Origin of the sequence: Kitasatospora sp. NPDC051702, from assembly GCF_040681575.1 — a bacterium.
Taxonomy (GTDB): Bacteria; Actinomycetota; Actinomycetes; order Streptomycetales; family Streptomycetaceae; genus Kitasatospora.
Genome location: NZ_JBFAZB010000058.1, coordinates 13941 through 33249, shown reverse-complemented (window position 1 = coordinate 33249; position 19309 = coordinate 13941). Strand labels below are relative to the sequence as shown.

Here is a 19309-nt window from a genome sequence, read left to right as displayed (position 1 = left end):
CTGGTGACGTGCGGTCTGGTGACGTGCGGCCGGCCGGGGTAGGGCGGCCGGCCGGCGCGTCAGAGGCCGAAGATCGCGGCGGCGTTGTCGTGGCAGACGGCCCGCAGCCACTCCTCCCCCAGGCCCAACCCGGCCAGCGCCTCCAGCTGGTGGACGTACCGGTACGGGATGTTGGGGAAGTCGCTGCCGAGCAGCACGCGGTCCCGGAGGGCCCGCAGGCGCGGCAGTTCGGTGCGCGGGAACGGGTCGTCGGCCTCGACGAAGTCCGTGAACGCCATGGTGGTGTCCAGCCGGACGGAGGGGTGCCGCTCGGCGAGGTCGAGGAAGTCGCGGTACTCGGACATGCCGAGGTGGGCGACCACCAGGACCAGTCCGGGATGCCGGTCCAGCACCTCCCCGATCGGACCGGGGCCGGTGAACTTGCCGGCCACCGGCCCGGATCCGCAGTGGCAGACCACCGGCGTCCCGCTCTCGGCGAGCATCCCCCAGACCTCGTCCAGCCGGCGGTCCGTCGGGTCGTAGCCGCCGACCTGCAGGTGTGCCTTGAACACCCGGGCGCCGTCCTCGAGCGCCCGCGCCACGTAGCCGGGTGCCTCGGGCTCGGCGAAGAAGGTCGCGGTGTGCAGACAGTCCGGGGTGCGGGCGGCGAAGTCCGCCGCCCAGGCGTTCAGCCAGGCGGCCATGCCGGGCTTGTGCGGGTAGAGCATCGACGTGAACGCGCGGACGCCGAACTCCCGCAGCCGGTCGACGCGTTCGGACTCGGCCACCCGGTAGGTGATCGGCCACGGGCGGTCGACGAGCGGGCCCGCGGCGTCGAAGTACGCCCACACCTTGTCCATGACGTTCTTCGGCATGAAGTGGGTGTGCACGTCGATCAGCCCGGGCAGGCCCAGCGCCTGCCAGAACGCCCGGACGTCCGCGGCCTCGGTGCCGGTCACGCCGGCACCGGGCGGGCCCGGTCGATGATCGCGGTGGTGTCGACGCCGGAGGGCAGCGTGCCGAAGGCTGCGCCGTGGTCACCGCCGAGCCGACTGGCGCAGAACGCGTCCGCCACCGCCGCACTGCCGTGGCGCACCAGCAGCGAGCCCTGCAGGGCCAGCGCCATCGACTCGACCAGCCTGCGGGTCCGGAACTCCAGGTCGGCGGGGTCCGACAACTGCTTGCGCAGGTCGGCGACGGCGGCGTCCAGCCGGCGGTCCGCCCCGGCCGCGGCGTCGAGCTCGCCCAGGAAGGCCTCCACGGTCTCCGGGCGCCTGGCCATCGCGCGCAGCGCGTCCAGGGCGGCCACGTTCCCGGAGCCCTCCCAGATCGACACCAGCGGCGCCTCCCGGTAGAGCCGCGGCATCCCGGACTCCTCGACGTAGCCGTTGCCGCCCAGGCACTCCAGCGCCTCGGCGGCGTGCGCCGGACCGCGCTTGCAGACCCAGTACTTGGCCACCGCCAGGCCCAGCCGCCGGACCAGCGACTCCGTCCCGTCCCCGGCCAGCGCCCGGTCGGTGGCCTCGGCGAGGCGCATCGCGACGGCCGTCGCCGCCTCGGACTCCACCACCAGGTCGGCGAGCACGTTGCGCATCAGCGGCTGGTCCACCAGGGCCTTGCCGAACGCACGCCGGTGGAGGGCGTGGTGGACGGCCCGGGTGGCGCCGTACCGCATCCCGGCGGCGGCGCCGGTGGTGCAGTCCAGGCGGGTCATGTTGACCATCTCGATGATGGTCGGCACCCCGCGCCCCTCCTCGCCGACCAGCCAGCCGACGGCACCGTCGTACTCCAACTCGGCCGAGGCGTTGGACTTGTTGCCCAGCTTGTCCTTGAGCCGCATCAGCTGGAGCCGGTTGCGGCTCCCGTCCGGCAGCACCCGCGGCAGCACGAAACAGCTCAGGCCGCCGGGCGCCTGGGCGAGCGTCAGGAAGAGGTCGGACATCGGCGCGGAGGTGAACCACTTGTGGCCGGTCAGCCGGTAGGTGCCGTCCGCCTGCGGGGTCGCGGTGGTGGTGTTGGTGCGGACGTCCGAGCCGCCCTGCTTCTCCGTCATCGACATGCCGGCGATCAGCCCGCGCTTGGTGCGCGGCTCGCGCAGCCCGAAGTCGTACTCGGTCGCGGCCAGCAGCGGCTCCAACTCGGCTGCCAGGGCGGGGTTCGCGCGCAGCGCCGGGACGGCGGCGTAGGTCATCGAGATCGGGCAGGTGTGGCCGGCCTCGACCTGGCTCCAGACGAGGAACTTCGCGGCGCGGGCCGCGTGCGCGCCGGGCCGGTCGTCCCGCCAGGGCGCCGCGTGCAGGCCGTGGGAGACGGCGGTGCGCATCAGCTCGTGCCAGGCCGGGTGGAACTCGACCTCGTCGACCCGGTGGCCGAAGCGGTCGTGGGTGCGCAGCACCGGCGGGTTCTCGTTGGCCAGCCGACCCCACTCGGCCGCCTGCTCGGAGCCGGCCAGCCGGCCGAGCTCCCGCAGCTCGGGCTCGGCCCAGCCGGCGCCGGCCCGGTGCAGCGCGGCGAGCAGGGTCGGGTCGGCGGCGGTGTCGTGGCCGTACGGCAGGGGCACCTGGTTGGTGACCTCATGCGTCGCTGTCATCGCGTCCTCCCAGGGCACGCAGGGTGAAGGAGACCAGGGCGGGAACCACCACGGCGGCGGCCCCGGGTGCGGGTGCGGGTGCGGGCTCGGTGGGTGCGCCGGTGGCGGGTGCGGGCTGGGCAGGTGCGGGCTCCGGGAGCGCTCCGGCGACGGTGGCGGGTACGGGCTGGGCGGCGGTGGCGGTGGCGGTGGCGGGCCCGGCGGGTGCGCCGCGCCGGCCGGGTGCGGCCGAGAGCGGGCCGGCGAGCGCCTCGCCGACCGCGCCGACCAGGGCGGCCGCGGTCAGCACCGGGTCCTGTTCGGGGAGTTCGCCGTCGGCCACGGCGGTGGCGATCTCGGTGGCGATCACGTCCCGGAACGCCCGCCGGAACACCAGGCGCTCGCCGTCGACCACCGCGTCGGCCGGCTCGACCAGCAGCGCGTATGCCAACCGGGGCGCGCGCAGCGCCCGGGAGGCGAAGGTCTCGACGACGGCGGCGATCCGGTCCTGCGGGGTCTCCCGGGCGGCGACGGCCGCGTTGACGGCGTCCATCTCGCGGGTCACCACCCGCCGGAACAGCTCCACCGACAGCTCGGCCTTGTTGGCGAAGTGCTGGTAGAGGCTCCCGGTCGCGATCCCGGCGCGGTCCGCCACGGCGGCCATGGTGCAACCGCCGTACCCGCGCTCGGCGAGGAGCAGGACGGCGGCCTGGAGCACCGTCTCACGCTGGGCGTCCAGCCGGGCTTGGACGGCGGGCGTGCGTCGGTAGGCCATGGAAGCATTGAAGCACCGATTCACTGCTTCGGTAAGGGGGCGGACGGCGTCGCGCGACGCCCTCGGGCCCGGCCCGGGGCGCGCGGCCGGCCCGGAACGCGGAAAGGCTCCGGAACGCACGGGCCCCGGGAACACACGGGCCTGGGGACGCGGGGGAGCCCCGGAACGCACGGAGGCCACCCCGGCGGGGGTGGCCTCCTGGTAGCGCGGTCCCGACTACAGCGGGCGGCGCTCCAGCTTCTGGCCCTCCTCGTCGAGCGGGCCGAACGGCGGGATCTGCTGCGCCTTGGCGAGCGAGCGGGCCGAGTCGTGGTCGGCCAGACCGGCCCACTCCAGCACCTTGGCGGTCGCCTCGGCCGACTCCGCGGCCGGCAGCTTGCCGATGTTGGAGCCGTGGTTGCCGCCCGGCACGGTGTAGACGTAGCTGTCCTCGCTGCCCCGGCCGAGCTTGAACGGCTTGGCGCCCCACGGGTCGTTGCCGCCGTAGACGAACATGATCCGCTCGGCGTCGCGCTTCACCCAGCGGTCGATGTCACGCATCGCGTACGGGTTGAAGGTGGTCGGGATCTCCTTCGGCACGTAGGAGCGAGCCGAGTAGAGCTCCTTGTAGTCGTAGTGCAGCTGGTCCTTCAGGTACGAGACGTCGAAGAACGGCGCACCCAGCTCGGTGGCGGCCTGGTAGTAGTAGGCGGTGTACTTCGCCAGCGACTGGTCGCTGTTGCCGGTGATGCCGGACTGCGCGTCGAACCAGGCGTACAGCTCGTCGTCGGTCGCGGTCGCGGCGGCCGGGACCTTCGCACAGTCCGCCTCGGTGCTGTACTGCCAGAACGCCCAGACCACGTCGAGGACACCCGCCTCGTAGGCCCGGTCCGGCGTGCCCAGGGTGTTGAACGTCGAGCCCGCGGTCTTGTTGTCCGCCACGTAGCGCGCCTCCAGGCGGTCGCGGCGCACCAGCAGCTCCCGCTGCGCCGCGTTCAGCGCCGCCCGGCACTCCGCGGTGCCGACCGTGCGGAAGAACTGGGTGTAGGCGGCGTAGTCGTTGACGTCGGTGTTGTTCGGCGCCACGTACGCGACCGTGCCCGCCATGTCGTCCGGGTAGAAACGGCGGTAGTAGGTGGAGGACATGCCGCCCTTGCTGGCGCCGGTGGAGATCCACTCCTGCTGGTAGATCCGCTTGAGCGCGGTCACCAGCCGGTGCGAGTCGGCGGCCTGCTGGCGGATGCCGGCCTTGGTCCAGTCCGCCGGCTCGGGGCGCGAGGGCGTGAAGAAGCGGTACTCGATCGACACCTGGTTGCCGTCCACCAGTCGCGCCGGCTCGGTGCGGGACGGCGTGGTGCCCAGCGTGTAGCCGTTGGTGTAGAAGACGGTCGGGCGGTCGTACCCGCGGTGCAGCAGGCTGAAGCGCTGCTGGAAGGTGCCCAGCCAGGGCCGCGCGTGGTCGATCGGCTGGGTGTAGGTGGCCAGGAAGTACCGGTGGCCGGTGGTGGTGGGCTTCTCCTCGGTGACGGTCACCCCGGGGATCGCCGCGAGGCGGTCCTTGATGTCCGCGTTCGGGTCGTCGGCGGGGCTCCGACCGGCGGCGGCATCGGCCGCCCCGACGCCCTGCGCACCGGCGGCCATCGCCGGGGCGGACAGGCCGCCGAACGCGAGCAGCGGTATCAGCAGGGCGGAAACCAGCAGCCTTCGCACTGTGGTGGTCATCAACTCTCCATCTGGTCAACGGACATGACTGCTGCCTTGTCGGCACAACTCTGCGGTGCGGGTGGTGCGACGGCCGCCTGGTAGACGGCCGAATGGGCCACCCGCCGATCGCGGGTGGCCCATCGGGAACGGATGCTGGTCAGTGGGGTCACCCCGGGCCCGTGACGGGCGGCCCACCGGTCACGGGCGGGGCAGGGTGCAGCCGGGCAGGGTGAGGTCGAAGCGGTTGCCGGCGGCGAAGCAGGCGGGGATCCCGTAGGTCTCCTGGGCGTAGCCGATGCCCTGGTGCACCGTCACCCGGCCGCTCTGGTCGACCTCGCAGGGGTTGTCCAGGGTGCAGGACTCGCCGCTCTCGTTGATCGTGTTGTTGACGGCGACCACCTGGCCGGTGTTCGCGTCGACCACCGGCGAGCCGGAGGTACCACCGATCACGTTGCACCCGGAGGTGTAGCGCACCGAGTCCTTGAAGACCCAGTCGGCCTCGTGCAGCCGGTAGGCGAAGCCGTCGATCGAGCAGGAGTAGATCTTCTTCCAGTACCCGGAGACGACCTTGATCGAGGCGCCCTGGGTGGGGTGGGCGGCCGAGATCGTCAGCGGGGCGATCCCGTAGCGGGACTGGATCGAGGAGTAGCTGGTGTTCAACTGGTAGATCGACACGTCGGTGTCGGTCATCGCCCCGTAGACCACCTTGGTCGCGCGCAGGGTCGCGAGCCGGCCGCCGGTGGAGCTGAGCAGGGTGAAGGTCCGGCTGGAGGACTGGTTGAGGACCACTTGGCCGGGGCCGGGCATCCCGGACTCCAGGCAGTGCCCGTTGGACAGGACGAGGGCCGGGTCACTCGCGGCCGAGCCGGGCATCCGGACCAGCGAGCCGGAGCAGTTGCTGAGCGCCACCGTCCCGGCGAAGGTCACGGCGGCGAGGGGGGCGGCCTTGGTGTCCACCGCGGCGGCGTCCGCCCCGGACGCGGCGGCGGTGTCGGCGGCGACGGAGGCGGGGGCCTCCGGGGTCGCGGCCTGGGCGGGGAGGGCTCCGGCGAGGGCGGTCGTCCCGGCGACCAGGAGCGCGGCGAGCATGCCTATGAGCGGCTTCTTCATGAGAGACCTCTCGGTGTGGGGGTCCACCAAAGCTGTCGCGGACATGACTCACTGTCAAGAGTCAAGACCACCCCAAGAGGTCACTCCGGCCGCAATGGCCAGTTCCCGCCCTCAGCGCGCCAGGGGAGCCGTCAACTCCCCTGCCAGTGACGCCGACCGACGCTGATCAGGCGCAGCTGCAGGCGCGCGGTGGCGGCGATCCGCTGCGCCCTGGTCGGATCGGCCTCCACGGCCTCCAGCAGGGCCGAAGCCGTCGACACCATGTGATCCACGTACAACTCGGCGAGCATCCCCAGGTCCCGCCCGCTCCACCCGCGCGAGACCGGCTGGAGCGCCAGCGCCTCCCCCACCTCGGCGGCGAACCGCCCGAGTTCCGCATCGATCGCCTCGCGCACCCGCCGGACCCCGCCGTGCCGCTCGCGCGCCAGGAAGCGGACATGCGCCCGGTGATCCATGACGTGCCGCTCGATGACGTCCACCGCACGGTCGATCAGCTCCTCGGCGCCGCCCGCCTCGGCGAGCACCGACCTGATCATCACGTGCAGGCTCGCCAGCGACTCCTCGACCAGCGCCACCCCGAGCGCGGCGAGGTCCGGGAAGTGCCGGTAGAAGGCGGCCGGGGACAGTCCGGCCTCCCGGGTGACCTCGCGCACGCCGAGGCTGGCGAGGTTCTGATCGGCCAGCAGGTGCAGACCCGCGTCCAGCAACGCGCGCCGACTCTGCTGCTTCTGGGCCTGTCTGGCCCCAACGATGTGACTCACGCCATTCAGTAAACAAGTGTTTGCCGAAATTGGCCAGTCGGCGTAGAGTGACACCGAAGTCAGTGAACACTTGTCAACCGAAACTCGGATGACACCGCACCGGCCGGAGGGGCCAGCCATGATCCTGTTCTCTGCCCTGGTCGCCATGGGCGTCCTGATCGGCGCCGCCGCACACACCTCGCTCCCCGTCTTCCTCACGGCCTCGGCCGCCATCGCCGCCTGGCTGCTCGCCTTCGGCGCCCGCGAGGGCATCGCCCGCCTCCGGCAGCGCTGACCCGGCCGCTCCGACTCACCAGAGAGGACCCGCCACCGCCATGAGCACCGTCACCGAACACCGCGGCACCGCCACCGAGCACCGCGGCACCGCCACCGACCGCGCCGGCGCCGAGGCCGACAACCTGGCCGTCGCCTCCTTCCTCCTCGGCCTGCCCGGCCTGCTGATCTTCAACATCGCCCTGGGGCCGCTCGCCATCGTCCTCGCCACGCTGGCCCTGGTCCGCGGCACCCGGCGCCGCGGCCGCGCCCTCCTCGGCCTGGCCCTCGGCATCGCCTCGCTGGCGATCCTGACCGTCACCACCGTCTCCGCCCACGGCGTGCTCATGGACTTCGGCAGCTGAACCGCCGACGCCGGCCGCTCGAACGCGCGATCCCGCCAACCCGCCCCACAGCCCCCATCCGCCACGTACTGTGGCGACATCGGCAGGGTGAGCACAGGGGGCAGGAGTGACGACCGAACACCGCGGCGACGCGTCGACGGAGCCGACCGGAGCGGGCGGGCGGCTGCTCGCCGTGAGCGACCTCCACATCTCCTACCAGGAGAACCGGGACCTGGTGGAGAAGCTCCAGCCCACCTCCCCCGACGACTGGCTGCTCGTCGCCGGGGACGTCGCCGAGCTGACCACCAGCATCGAGTGGGCGCTCGGCCTGCTCGCCGAACGCTTCGCCCGGGTGATCTGGGCCCCCGGCAACCACGAACTGTGGACCCACCCCGAGGACCCGGTGACGCTCCGCGGTGTCGCCCGCTACGAGCACCTCGTCGAACTCTGCCGGAACCTCGGCGTGGTGACTCCCGAGGACCCGTACCCGCTCTGGCAGGGCGCGGGCGGCCCGGTCCGGATCGCCCCGCTCTTCCTGCTGTACGACTACTCCTTCCGGGCGCCGGGGACGACCACCAAGGAGGAGTCCCTCGCGGCCGCCTACGAGAGCGGCATCGTCTGCGCCGACGAGCGGATGCTCCACCCGGACCCGTTCCCCGACCTCGACTCCTGGTGCCGCGAGCGGGTCCGGCTGACCGAGCAGCGGCTCGCCGCCTGTGACCCGGACGTACCGCTCGTGCTGGTCAACCACTATCCGCTGGTCCGCCACCCCACCGAGATCCTCTGGTACCCCGAGTTCGCCCAGTGGTGCGGCACCGAGCTGACGGCCGATTGGCACCGCCGCTTCAACACCGCGGCGATGATCTACGGCCACCTGCACATCCCCCGCAAGACCAGCTACGACGGCGTCCCCTTCGAGGAGGTCTCGCTCGGCTACCCGCGGGAGTGGCGCCGCCGCGGACTGCCGGACCCGCTGCTGCGGGAGGTGTTCCCGCGGTAGGCCCGGGGAGCACCGGGCCCGGGGGGGTACGGCGGCACGGGGGGTACGGCGGCACGGGGGCACGCTCCCTCTCCTCGTCCGCTCACGACTCCGCCTCCTTCCGTCGTTGGTTCGGCCCGCCGACCGTTCTCCGCCCTGGCCCCTGCCGTCACTCCGTGGCGATCGCCCGAAGGACGTCCAGCCGTGCCGCCCGCCCCGCCGGGCGGAGGCCGGCCACCGCGCCGGCGAGCAGCCCGGCCGCCAGCACCACCGCGAGCTGCCCCGGCGGTATCGCGAAGGAGCTCGTCCCCGCGCGGTCCGCGGCCCGGACCAGCGCCCAGCCGAGGAAGGCCCCCAGCCCGAGCCCGCCGACCGTCCCGAAGGCGGCCACCAGCACCGACTCCCAGCGCACCATGCCGCGCAGTTGCGCCCTGGTCTGGCCGACGGCCCGCAGCAACCCGAGCTCCCTGGTCCGCTCGTGCACCGCCAGCGTCAGCGTGTTGGCGATGCCCAGCAGCGCGATCAGCACCGCCAGCGCCAGCAGCGCGTAGACCACCGACAGCATCATGTCGACGCCGGAGGCCGCGCTCTTCGCGTAGCCGTCGCGGTCCTGCACCTGCGGACTGCCGAACGGGACCAGTGCCTTCTCCAACGCCGCCTTGCCTGTGGCGGTGGAGACGCCGTCGCGCAGGCCGACCGCGACCATGGTGTCCGCGTCCTGCCCCCGGTGCGGGGCCCAGGCCTGGCGGGTCACCAGGTAGTCACCGGCCAGCCCGCCGCCCTCGTAGAGTGCGCGGATCGTGAACGGACCGCTGCTGCCGTCGGTGAAGCCCACGGTGACGGACTGTCCGAGCTGCCAGCCGTGCTGCCGCGCCTCGCTGCGGGAGACCGCCAGGCCGTCCGTGCCGAGCCCGTCCAGCGAGCCGTCGACCCGGCCGAGGTCGACGATCCCCGGCAGCCTGGCCGGATCGGTGACGTCCAGCGCCCGCCCGTGCCCGTCGATCCGGGCGACGCCCCGGCCGAGCCCGACCGCCTGCCGGACTTCGGGCAGCCCGGCCAGCGCGTCCGCCACCTTCGGGCTGATCCCGCTGCCGCCGGCCCCGAACGAGGGGCTGGTGACGGCCAGATCTCCCGCGAAGGACTTGCTCACCGTGGAGTCCAGGGTGGCCTTGATCGATGCGCCGAAGACGGTGAACAGCGTCACCACCGCGACCCCGATCATCAGCGCGCTCGCCGTCGCCGCCGTCCGGCGCGGGTTGCGCGCCGCGTTGCGCCGGGCCAGCAGGCCGGAGACCCCGCGCAGCCGGGGCAGTGGCGCGCCCAGCGTCCGGACCGCGAACGCCGCCGCGACCGGGCCGAGCACCACCACGCCCGCGAGCACCGCCAGCGCCCCGCCCGCCGTCAGGGCCACCGACGGGCCGTCGGTGGCGCCGAGGACGGCGACCGGCACTCCGCCGGCCAGCAGCAGACCGCCGGCCAGCACCCGGACGGTGCCGGAACGCCCCTGTCCGGCCCGGTCGACGCCCGTCTCCCGCAGCGCCGCCAGCGGTGCCGTCCGCCCGGCCCGGACCGCGGGCAGCAGCGCCGAGCCCACCGCGACCAGCGTCCCGACCAGCAACGGGAGCACGATCGCCGCCGCACCGATCACCATGCCGCCGGTCGGCAGGGCGAAGCCGAGGGTGGAGAACAGTGCCTTGAGGCCGGTGGCCACGCCGATCCCGCCCAGCAGGCCGCCGAGCGAGGCCAGCAGGCCGACCGCCGAGGCCTCCGCGAGCGTCGCGCCGAGCACCTGACCGCGCACCGCGCCGAGCGCCCGCAGCAGCGCGTTCTCCCTGGTGCGCTGGGCGACCACGATGGCGAAGGTGTTGTGGATGGTGAACGTGGCGACCAGCAGCGCGATCCCGGCGAAGACCAGCAGCAGGGTGGTGAACATGCTCAGGAACCGCCCGGACAGCAGCTGGGTGCTCTCCTGGGTGGCCGCCGTTCCCGTGATGGCCTGGACGCCCGCCGGGAGCCGCGGGGTGATCCGGTCGACCAGCTCCCGCTGGCCGACCCCGGCCGCCGCGCGGACCTGGATCGAACTGGCCTGCCCGGCGCCCTTCGGAGTGAGGTGGTGCTCGGCGTCCGCGAAGGTCATGGCGGTGAAGGTGCTCGGGCCCATGCCGTCCGCGCTCGCCCCGAAGGTGGCGATGCCGACGACGGTGACCGGGACCGGGTCGGGGGTGCGCAGCACGGTGGTGGAGCCGATGTGCAGCCCGCCCGACCGCGCCGCTCCCCGGTTGACCACGACCTCCCCCGGCGCCGCCGGTGCCCGGCCCTCGGCGAGCCGGTACGGGTTGAGCCGGCCGTCGGTGAGCCAGTTGCCCGCCAGGGTCGGGGGCCCCTGACCGCCGATCGGCCTGCCGTCGGAGCCGACCAGTTGGCCCGCGCCCTGGACGGACGGCTCTGCGGCGGCCACCCCGGGGACGGTGCGCAGCCCGTCGGCGAGCGCGGCGTCCACCGGGGCCCGCACCCCGCCGGCGGTGCCCGGGGAGTCCAGCACGTCGGCGCTGCGGACCACCACGTCGGTGCCCGCGTTGGCGTCGGCGAAGAGGGTGTCGAAGTTGGCCCGGAGGGTGTCCCCCAGCACCATGGTGCCGGTCAGGAAGCTGACCCCGAGCAGGATGGACAGGAAGGTGCCGGCCAGCCGCCGCTTGTGGGCGCGCAGTGAGCGCAGGCTGAGCCGGAAGGTGACCGCGGACGTCATGACCGCCCCCGTTCGAAGGCCTTCATCCGGTCCAGCACCGCCGCGGCGCTGGGGCGCTCCATCCGGTCCACCAGCCGCCCGTCGGCGAGGAAGAGCGCCTCGTCGGCGTGGCCGGCAGCCGTCGGGTCGTGGGTGACCATGACCACCGACTGCCCCATCTCGTCCACCGCGCGGCGCAGCAGGCCGAGCACCTCGCCGCCCGAGCGGGAGTCGAGGTTGCCGGTGGGCTCGTCGGCGAAGACCACCTGCGGCCGCCCGGCCAGTGCCCGGGCCACCGCGACCCGCTGCTGCTGGCCGCCGGAGAGCTCGCCGGGCCGGTGGTGCAGCCGGTCTCCGAGGCCGACGACGTCGATCAGCGCCGTCAGCCAGTCCTCGTCGGGGGCCGCCCCGGCGAGGTCGAGCGGCAGGGTGACGTTCTCCAGGACGGTGAGCGTGGGCACCAGGTTGAAGGCCTGGAAGACGAAGCCGACCCGCTCGCGGCGCAGCAGGGTGAGCCGCCGGTCGTTCAGGGGGCCGAGCTCGGTCTCGCCGATCCAGGCGCGGCCCGAGCTGAGGGTGTCCAGCCCGGCCGCACAGTGCATCAGGGTGGACTTGCCCGAGCCGGAGGGCCCCATGATCGCGGTGAAGCGCCCGGCCGGGAACTCCACCGTCACGTGGTCCAGCGCACGGACCTCGGTGCCGCCGACGCCGTAGACCTTGACGGCGTCGGCGACCCGGGCGGCGGTGCCCCGGACGAGGTCGAGGGTCGTCACTTCCCGGCACCCCCTCGGGACTGGTCGCGCGGCGACTCGGTGAGCACGGCCCGCTTGGCCCGGTACTCCTCGGCGTCGATGTCGCCCTCGGCGTAGCGGCGGCCCAGGACGGCCATCGGGTGGTCCGCCCCGGCCCCGGGCCCGCAGCCGCGCCGCCAGAACGTCCGGCGCAGCACCGTGATCACCAGGACCACCACGGCGATCCAGACCAGGGGGACCAGCAGGATCCAGGGTCCGGGACCGTGACCGTCCCAGTCGGCCAGCAGCGTGTACATGGCGGTTCATCTCCTCGGCGGTTGCCTCCAGGACCCCGGGCGGTTCCCGAGGTGACTAGAGCGTGCCGCGGAGCCCTCTCATCACGCGTCCTACCAGCAGCGACAGTTGCGGTACTCCCGGGAGAGTACGGACGGCTCCCGACACGCCGGGCCGGGAGTACCGGACCCTTGCGCACCGCCACTCGGCCCGGTCGCCACTCGTCCCTGCCACCGCTCGGACCCACCGGCCCTCGGACTCACCGGCCCTCGGACCCACCGCCGATCGGCCCGGCTGCCCGCGTCCCTACCGCCGCTCAGCCCAGCCAGCCCGGCCGCACCAGCCCCGACTCGTAGGCCAGCACCACCAGTTGCGCCCGGTCCCGGGCGCCGAGCTTCAGCATCGTCCGGCTCACGTGCGTCTTGGCCGTCAACGGGCTCACCACCAGCCGCCGGGCGATCTCGTCGTTGGACAGCCCCATCCCGACCAGCGCCAGCACCTCCCGCTCCCGCTCGGTCAGCGCGGAGACGTCCGTGAGCCCCGCCGGCGCCGCCCCGGGCCCCTTCGAGCGGGCCGCGAACTCGCCGATCAGCCGCCGCGTCACCCCCGGCGACAGCAGCGCGTCCCCCGCCACCGCGACGCGGATCGCCCGCAGCAGCTCGGCCGGGTCGGTGTCCTTGACGAGGAAGCCCGCCGCCCCCGAACGCAGCGCCTCGAAGACGTACTCGTCCAGCTCGAAGGTGGTCAGCACGACCACCCGTACGGAGGACAGCGCCTCGTCCCCGGCGATCCGCCGGGTCGCCTCCAGGCCGTCCATCCGCGGCATCCGGACGTCCATCAGCACGACGTCCGGCAGGAGTTCGCGGGCCAGCCGGACCGCCGCCTCGCCGTCGTCCGCCTCGCCGACCACCGTGAGGTCGTCCTCCAGGTCGAGCAGGGCGCGGAACCCGGCCCGGACCAGCAGTTGGTCATCCGCCAGCAGTACCCGAATCACTCACTCTCCGCCTTCGGTGTCGGCAGCTCCGCCCTGACCCGGAAGCCGCCGCCGGGCAGCGGCCCCGCCGTGATGGTGCCACCGAACGCGCCGGCCCGTTCGCGCATCCCCGCCAGTCCGCTGCCCGAACCGCCCGCGTCGCCCAGCACGGCCGGGCCCGGGTCCTCGACCAGGACCACCAGCACCGCCGGATCCCGCCAGTCCAGGACCACGACGGCCTGCCGGGCCACCGAGTGCCGGATCACGTTGGTCAGCGCCTCCTGGACGATCCGGAAGGCGGTGAGGTCGACGGCGGCGGACAGCGCCCGCCGGTCACCGTCCTCGTGCACCTCGACGGCCAGGCCCACCCGGTCGGCCTGGTCGGTGAGTTCGTCCAGCCGGTCCAGCCCGGGCGCCGGTCCGCGCGGCGCCGCACCGGGCCCGCGCAGCGTCGCGAGGACCTGGCGGACCTCCCCCAGCGCCTCCTTGCTGGTCGACTTGATGGTGACCAGCGCGGTGCGGGCCTGCTCCGGCCGGCGGTCCAGCAGCGCGAGCGCGACCCCCGCCTGGACGTTGATCAGCGACAGGCTGTGCGCCAGGATGTCGTGCAGCTCCCGGGCCATCCTCAGCCGCTCCTCGTTCGCCCGGCGCTGCTCCAACTGCTGCCGGTAGGCCTGGTGCGCGGCGATCCGCTCCCGCCGGAACCGGACCAGCTCGGCGCCCACCGCGACCAGCAACAGCCAGGCCAGCAGGCCGAGTTCCTCCTGCCAGGCGACACCGGACGACGCCGTGCGCTGCCAGTCCTCCGGGAGCACGAAGGTGACCAGCACGTGCACCAGGTACACACCGGCCAGACCCGCCCAGGCCGCCCGGCGGTGCCCGGCGCCGATCGCCGCGCAGCAGGCGATCAGCCAGCTCAGGAACACCGGCCCGTACGGGTACCCGGCGCCCAGGTAGACCGCCGTGACCACCGAGGTGCCGAGCACCGCCGCGACCGGCCGGCGGCAGCGCAGCACCAGCAGCGCCGGGCCGACCAGCAGCAGGAAGTAGCCCAGCCCGTCCAGCGGGACCCGGCCGGGCTGGTTCCGGGCGGCGAACGTCGACCCGACCACCTGGATCAGCGCGGCCGCGGCCGCCAGCCCGAGCGGCCAGCCCGCCTTGGCCGCCCGCACCCACGGCGGGCGCCACGGCTCGGGCGGCCCGGGCGGCTCGGACGGCGGCCGGGGCGGCTCGGACGGCGGCCCGGCCGATCCGAGCGGCTGCGGCGGCCCGGGCGGCTCCGGTGCCCCCGGCCCGACCGGGGGGTCCTCCGACGGCGGGGGCGTGCGCGGCATCATGCCCGGAAGGCTAGACCCGCGCCGCCTCCCCACGCGTCCTCCACCAGTGGCGTTCGGGCGTACTCCCACGGGAGTACGCCCGAACCCGCCCGCGGGCACGCCGACCTGCCGGTCTGCCCGCCTGCCTGCCCTGTCTGCCTCTCTGCCCGCCGGCCCGACCGCGCGCGGCCCGACCCGCTCGCCGGGCCCCCGGTCACCCTGCCGCCGGCGCTCCCTGCTCCGCCACCGCGACGTCCGGGGACACCTCCGGCCGCGCCAGGGTGACCACCAGCTCGCCGTCGCCCACGTCCGCGATCAACGTGTCCCCCTCCCGCACCGTGCCGTCCAGCAGCAGGTTCGACACCCGGTTGTCCAGCTCCGACTGGATCGTCCGACGCAGCGGCCGGGCCCCGAACTCGGGCTGGTAACCACGGTTGACCAGCCACTCCTTGGCCGCCTCGGTGACCTCCAGCCGCACGTCCTGCGCCCTGAGCCGGCGCCGGCTGCGCTCCAGCAGCAGGTCGACCACCGACAGCAGGTCCTTCCGGGTGAGCGCGTGGAAGACGATCACCTCGTCGATCCGGTTCAGGAACTCCGGCCTGAACTGCTGGCGCAGGTCGCGCATCAGGTCGTCCCGCAGCGCCTGGTCGGGTGCCCCGCTCCGGGCGTCCACCGCTCCGGCGCGCTCGAGGATCCGCTGCGACCCGATGTTGCTGGTCATGATCACCACGGTGTTCCGGAAGTCGACCGTACGCCCCTGGGAGTCGGTCAGCCGCCCGTCGTCCAGCACCTGGAGCAGCAGGTTGAAGACGTCCGGGTGCGCCTTCTCCACCTCGTCGAAGAGCAGCACGCTGTACGGCTTGCGGCGCACGGCCTCGGTCAGCTGCCCCGCCTCGTCGTAGCCGACGTACCCGGGCGGGGAACCCACCAGCCGGGAGACGGTGTGCTTCTCCTGGAACTCGCTCATGTCGAAGCGGATCATCCGGTCCGGGTCCCCGAAGAGCAGCGCCGCCAGAGCCTTCGCCAGCTCGGTCTTGCCGACGCCGGTCGGCCCGAGGAAGAGGAACGAGCCGGTCGGCCGCTCCGGGTCGCCCATCCCGGCCCGGCCGCGGCGCACCGCCTGGGCCACCGCCGTGACCGCCTCGTGCTGGCCGACCACCCGCTCGTGCAGGTGCTCCTCCAGTTTGAGCAGCCGCTCCCGCTCCGTCGCGTTCAGCTCCGCCACCGGGATCCCGGTCCGGGACGACAGCACCTGGGCGATGTCGTCCGCGGTGACCTCCACGACCTCCTCGCGGGACTCCCCGACCGCCGCCAGCTCGTCCTCGGTCTGCCGCAGCTCCGTCTTCAGGTTGGCGGCCCGCACGAACTCCTCGTCCGCGACGGCCTCCTCCAGTTCCCGCTTCAGCTTGGTGATCCGGTCCTGCACCCCGGTCGCCGCGGTCGACCCGCTCAGGCTGCGCAGCCGCACCCGCGCACCCGCCTGGTCCAGCAGGTCGATCGCCTTGTCCGGCAGGAAGCGGTCACTGACGTACCGGTCGGAGAGCGACGCCGCCGCGTCCAGCGCCGCGTCGGTGAACCGCACCTGGTGGTGCGCCTCGTAGGCGTCCCGCAGCCCCTGCAGGATCTCGACGGTCTCCTCGACGCTCGGCTCGGGCACCAGCACCGGCTGGAACCGCCGCTCCAACGCCGCGTCCTTCTCCACGTACCGGCGGTACTCGTCCAGCGTCGTCGCCCCGACCACGCTCAACTCACCGCGTGCCAGGGCCGGTTTGAGGATGTTGCCGGCGTCCATCGAGCCCTCGCCGCCGCCCCCGGCACCGACCACCGTGTGCAGCTCGTCCAGGAAGAGGATCACGCTCTTCTCCGCCGCCGTGACCTCGTCGATCACGCTCTTCAGCCGCTCCTCGAACTCCCCCCGGTACTTGGACCCGGCCACCAGGGCGGTCAGGTCCAGGGTGACCACCCGCTTCTCGCGCAGGCTCTGCGGCACGTCCCCGGAGACGATCCGCTGCGCCAGCCCCTCCACGATCGCGGTCTTGCCGACCCCCGGCTCCCCGATCAGCACCGGGTTGTTCTTGGTCCGCCGGGAGAGGATCTCGACGGTCTGCTCGATCTCCTCGGCCCGCCCCACCACCGGGTCCAGCCGCCCCGCGCGCGCCGCCTCGGTGAGGTCCCGGCCGTACTCGTCCAGCGTCGGGGTCTCGCTCGGGTGCGCGCCCGTGCTGCTGCGCTCACCACCCACCCCGCGCCCGTCCAGCACCGTCTTCAGCGCCTCCTGCGAGGGCGCCGCGTTGCGCAGCGCCGTCCCCGCACCGGAGCGCTCCTGGTCCAGCAGCGCGCCCAGGATGTGCTCCGGACCGATGTACGAGGCCCCGGCCGCCTGCGACCGGGCGTGCGCGGCCAGCAGCGCCCGCTTCGCCGCCGGGGTCAGCGCCGGCCGCCCCTCCGCCCCGGACACGTCCCCGGGCAACCCCCGCGACCCGCTACCGGACGTGTTCCCGGACGGCAGCGACTGCTCGAGGTCACCGCGCAACCGGTCCGGATCGATCCCCGCCCGCGCCAGCATCCGGCGCGACGGCTCCGCCCGGGTGGCCGCCCAGGCCAGGTGCGCCGTGTCGAGGTCGCTGCTCCCGTCCTCCGCCGCCCGCTGCGCCGCCAGCGCCAGCAGCTCCTGCGAGGACTCGCTCAGCAGCCGCCCGATCGGCACCCGCTGCACGGCGGGCGGGGAGGCCACCGGACTCATCCCGAAGAACCGGCTGAGCAGATCGGAGAACGGATCGCTCGATCCGAACGGGGGCATGGTCACGGCACTTCACCTCTCCCAAGCGGTCTGCAGCCACACAAACACAGCCCGCACCACCCCGCCTCCCGAACGAACCCGCCCGGTCCCACCCCCCCCAACACGCTCCACCACCCCACCCCCGCGGGGCACCCATCGGCCCCCGCCCCGACCAGCCTCCGGCCAGGCGCGCCGGCCAGTGAGGTACCCCGCTCGGCACCGGTCGGTGTCACAGGGGTGCTCTACCGTTCCCCCATGGAGATCGGTGGCATCACGCGCTCAGGCATCCTGCAAGCGATCGCAGAACACGACCGGCTCGGGGAGGAGCTCTTCCGCGTCACCTACGGATACCGTGCGGTCTCGGCCCATCTACTCGTCCACGAGGGCCGGCACTACGACTCCAAGGCCATCGCCGGAGTGGCCCACCTCTTCGACGGCGGCGAGGCGCTCAAGCAGGGCCAGTTCAGCGGCGGGCCGACGCAGGCCCTGAACTGGTTGGAGCGCGAGGGCTTCGCGCTGACCAAGCCGCCCAGGACGTTCGTCCGTCGCGTCGGGAGCCTCCGGCCGGCCATGCGCAAGAACGGACCGGCTCCGCACCGCCCGCTCCTGGTCCTGTGGGCCATCGGCCAGGCACTCGCCGGCGCCCCCCGTGAGCGCTCGTGGACGGAGACCCGCGCCGCGATCGCCCCGCTCCTGGAGAAGTACGGCGAGGTCAGGAACGGCGCACAGGCCGCCCACTTCCCGTTCGCCGCCCTCGTCGGCGACGACCTGTGGGAGATCGAACCGACCGGATCAGGCGACGCGGCCGACCAGGCCAAGCCCCGCCGCCCGACCCTCGACGTGCTCAACCGGTTCAACCCCAAAGCGGGCTTCCCGGAAGCGGACCACCAACTGATCCAGGCACAGCCCGAAGTGGCCGCGGAAGCCGCCGCAGGGCTCATCCTGCGGTACTTCTACCCGCTGCCGGACGACTTCCTGGCCGACCTCGGCCTGCGAGACCTCCTCACCAACCGGTGGGCGGACGCCCTGCGCCCGCTCATCGGGGAGAGGTTCGAGAAGCGCGAAGCCATCTGGCACTCCTACGGAGGAGAGCGGATGGCCGGCATCGGCAGCCTCGGCGACGGGATCCTCAGCACCTTCTCCAAGGACAAGGGCCCCTACGACGACGGCCGCCTCGCCGATTCCGACTGGATCGCTTACGTCGGCGACGGCCTGAAGGGCGATCAACGCCTCGTCGACGGGAACAAGGCCCTGGCCGAGCACCAGGCCGCCCAACGCCCGCTCCGCTACTGGCACAAGCCCCTCGAAGGCGACTTCACCTTCGAGACGTGGGCCGTCGTCGTCCAGCGCCGCCTGCGCTGGGGGCAGGGAACGGACAAGGAATGGCGCCGCGAATTCATATGGATCCTCGCGCCCGTGCCCTCCCCCCTGCGCGAAACGTGGCCGCACGACGTCGAGGAAGCACTGGCGAACGACACCGGGGAGCTCTACGACGAGACCACGGAGTACCAACCCGGAGACATCGACTCGACCGCCCGGCACACCACGGAGAGCGATGCCGAGGCGTACCGCCGCCTGACCGAGGCCGCGGAGCACCACCGCGCCCGGCGGAAGGAGGCCAAGCGCCCCACCAAGGTCGATCGCCACGTGCGCAGCACCAGCGCCCGAGCCGCTGTGATCCGTCGCAGCGGCGGCCGCTGCGAGAACGCCCGCTGCGCCGGTCACCCGACCGAACTCACCACGGCCGGTGAACCGATCCTCCAGGTGGACCACGTCCACGACCTGAGCAAGGGTGGCCCGGACGTACCGTGGAACATGATCGCGCTGTGCCCCAACTGCCACGCGCTCAAGACCTACGGACAACACCAGGAGAAGCTCCGCCGGGAGCTGAAGAAGACCGCCCAGCACCTCCACACCGCGGCCCTCGACAGCTCGACCACCTGAACACGGCCCACCGGCCCCACCCCGCCGGGGGGGGGGGGGGGGGCGGGGCCGCCGCCCCGCGCCCCCGCGCCGGCGCCCGGCGGGCGGAGGTCGGC

Annotated in this window: 16 protein-coding genes; 4 read left to right on the top strand and 12 right to left on the bottom strand. The window is 73.6% G+C overall.

The annotated features are described in order from the left end of the window. Positions 1 to 59: 59 nt before the first annotated feature. The 6 genes from AB0N04_RS33795 to AB0N04_RS33770 all read right to left on the bottom strand — a co-directional run bounded on the left by AB0N04_RS33795 (position 60) and on the right by AB0N04_RS33770 (position 6877). On the bottom strand, positions 60 to 938 hold the full coding sequence (locus AB0N04_RS33795; RefSeq protein ID WP_360220510.1) for an amidohydrolase family protein: 879 nt from the start codon (positions 936 to 938) through the stop codon (positions 60 to 62). After that, positions 935 to 2569 carry an acyl-CoA dehydrogenase family protein gene (locus tag AB0N04_RS33790; protein ID WP_360220507.1) on the bottom strand — a complete coding sequence of 545 codons (1635 nt, stop codon included), beginning with the start codon at positions 2567 to 2569 and terminating at the stop codon, positions 935 to 937. Before AB0N04_RS33790 ends, AB0N04_RS33795 begins: the two co-directional genes overlap by 4 nt. Beyond that, a complete protein-coding gene (locus AB0N04_RS33785; protein WP_360220504.1) occupies positions 2553 to 3323 on the bottom strand; it encodes a TetR/AcrR family transcriptional regulator in 771 nt (256 codons plus the stop codon). Before AB0N04_RS33785 ends, AB0N04_RS33790 begins: the two co-directional genes overlap by 17 nt. A 216-nt stretch (positions 3324 to 3539) precedes the next feature. Continuing rightward, positions 3540 to 5024 carry a S28 family serine protease gene (locus AB0N04_RS33780; protein WP_360220501.1) on the bottom strand — a complete coding sequence of 495 codons (1485 nt, stop codon included), beginning with the start codon at positions 5022 to 5024 and terminating at the stop codon, positions 3540 to 3542. Between the two features lie 180 nt (positions 5025 to 5204). Then, entirely contained in the window at positions 5205 to 6116 is a 912-nt protein-coding gene (locus AB0N04_RS33775; RefSeq protein WP_360220498.1) for a serine protease, read from the bottom strand. Positions 6117 to 6247: 131 nt separating this feature from the next. After that, complete coding sequence (locus tag AB0N04_RS33770; protein WP_360220495.1) at positions 6248 to 6877, bottom strand: TetR family transcriptional regulator; 630 nt, start codon at positions 6875 to 6877, stop codon at positions 6248 to 6250. A gap of 118 nt (positions 6878 to 6995) precedes the next feature. Between AB0N04_RS33770 and AB0N04_RS33765 the strand changes: the two genes are divergently transcribed. The 3 genes from AB0N04_RS33765 (at position 6996) to AB0N04_RS33755 (ending at position 8473) form a co-directional block, all read left to right on the top strand. Further along, positions 6996 to 7151, top strand: a complete 156-nt coding sequence (locus AB0N04_RS33765; RefSeq protein WP_360220492.1) for a hypothetical protein — start codon at positions 6996 to 6998, stop codon at positions 7149 to 7151. 40 nt (positions 7152 to 7191) lie between these two features. After that, on the top strand, positions 7192 to 7494 hold the full coding sequence (locus AB0N04_RS33760; RefSeq protein ID WP_360220489.1) for a DUF4190 domain-containing protein: 303 nt from the start codon (positions 7192 to 7194) through the stop codon (positions 7492 to 7494). Positions 7495 to 7600: 106 nt separating this feature from the next. After that, a complete protein-coding gene (locus AB0N04_RS33755; protein ID WP_360220486.1) occupies positions 7601 to 8473 on the top strand; it encodes a metallophosphoesterase in 873 nt (290 codons plus the stop codon). 148 nt (positions 8474 to 8621) lie between these two features. Here the strand turns inward: AB0N04_RS33755 and AB0N04_RS33750 are convergent, their stop codons facing one another. The 6 genes from AB0N04_RS33750 to AB0N04_RS33725 all read right to left on the bottom strand — a co-directional run bounded on the left by AB0N04_RS33750 (position 8622) and on the right by AB0N04_RS33725 (position 17297). Next, positions 8622 to 11198: an ABC transporter permease gene (locus tag AB0N04_RS33750; RefSeq protein WP_360220483.1), complete on the bottom strand. Its 2577-nt coding sequence runs from the start codon at positions 11196 to 11198 to the stop codon at positions 8622 to 8624. Beyond that, on the bottom strand, positions 11195 to 11950 hold the full coding sequence (locus tag AB0N04_RS33745) for an ABC transporter ATP-binding protein (RefSeq protein ID WP_360220480.1): 756 nt from the start codon (positions 11948 to 11950) through the stop codon (positions 11195 to 11197). The genes AB0N04_RS33750 and AB0N04_RS33745 overlap by 4 nt, the downstream gene beginning before the upstream one ends. Continuing rightward, entirely contained in the window at positions 11947 to 12225 is a 279-nt protein-coding gene (locus tag AB0N04_RS33740) for an SHOCT domain-containing protein (RefSeq protein ID WP_360220477.1), read from the bottom strand. The genes AB0N04_RS33745 and AB0N04_RS33740 overlap by 4 nt, the downstream gene beginning before the upstream one ends. Before the next feature lie 293 nt (positions 12226 to 12518). Next, on the bottom strand, positions 12519 to 13196 hold the full coding sequence (locus AB0N04_RS33735; RefSeq protein ID WP_360220474.1) for a response regulator transcription factor: 678 nt from the start codon (positions 13194 to 13196) through the stop codon (positions 12519 to 12521). Beyond that, positions 13193 to 14512 carry a sensor histidine kinase gene (locus AB0N04_RS33730; RefSeq protein ID WP_363365637.1) on the bottom strand — a complete coding sequence of 440 codons (1320 nt, stop codon included), beginning with the start codon at positions 14510 to 14512 and terminating at the stop codon, positions 13193 to 13195. The genes AB0N04_RS33735 and AB0N04_RS33730 overlap by 4 nt, the downstream gene beginning before the upstream one ends. Positions 14513 to 14705: 193 nt before the next feature. Further along, the gene (locus tag AB0N04_RS33725) at positions 14706 to 17297 is read right to left on the bottom strand and encodes an AAA family ATPase (RefSeq protein WP_360223347.1); all 2592 of its coding nucleotides are present in this window, start codon (positions 17295 to 17297) and stop codon (positions 14706 to 14708) included. 228 nt (positions 17298 to 17525) lie between these two features. Between AB0N04_RS33725 and AB0N04_RS33720 the strand changes: the two genes are divergently transcribed. Further along, positions 17526 to 19214, top strand: a complete 1689-nt coding sequence (locus tag AB0N04_RS33720; protein WP_360223344.1) for an HNH endonuclease signature motif containing protein — start codon at positions 17526 to 17528, stop codon at positions 19212 to 19214. Positions 19215 to 19309: the final 95 nt, after the last annotated feature.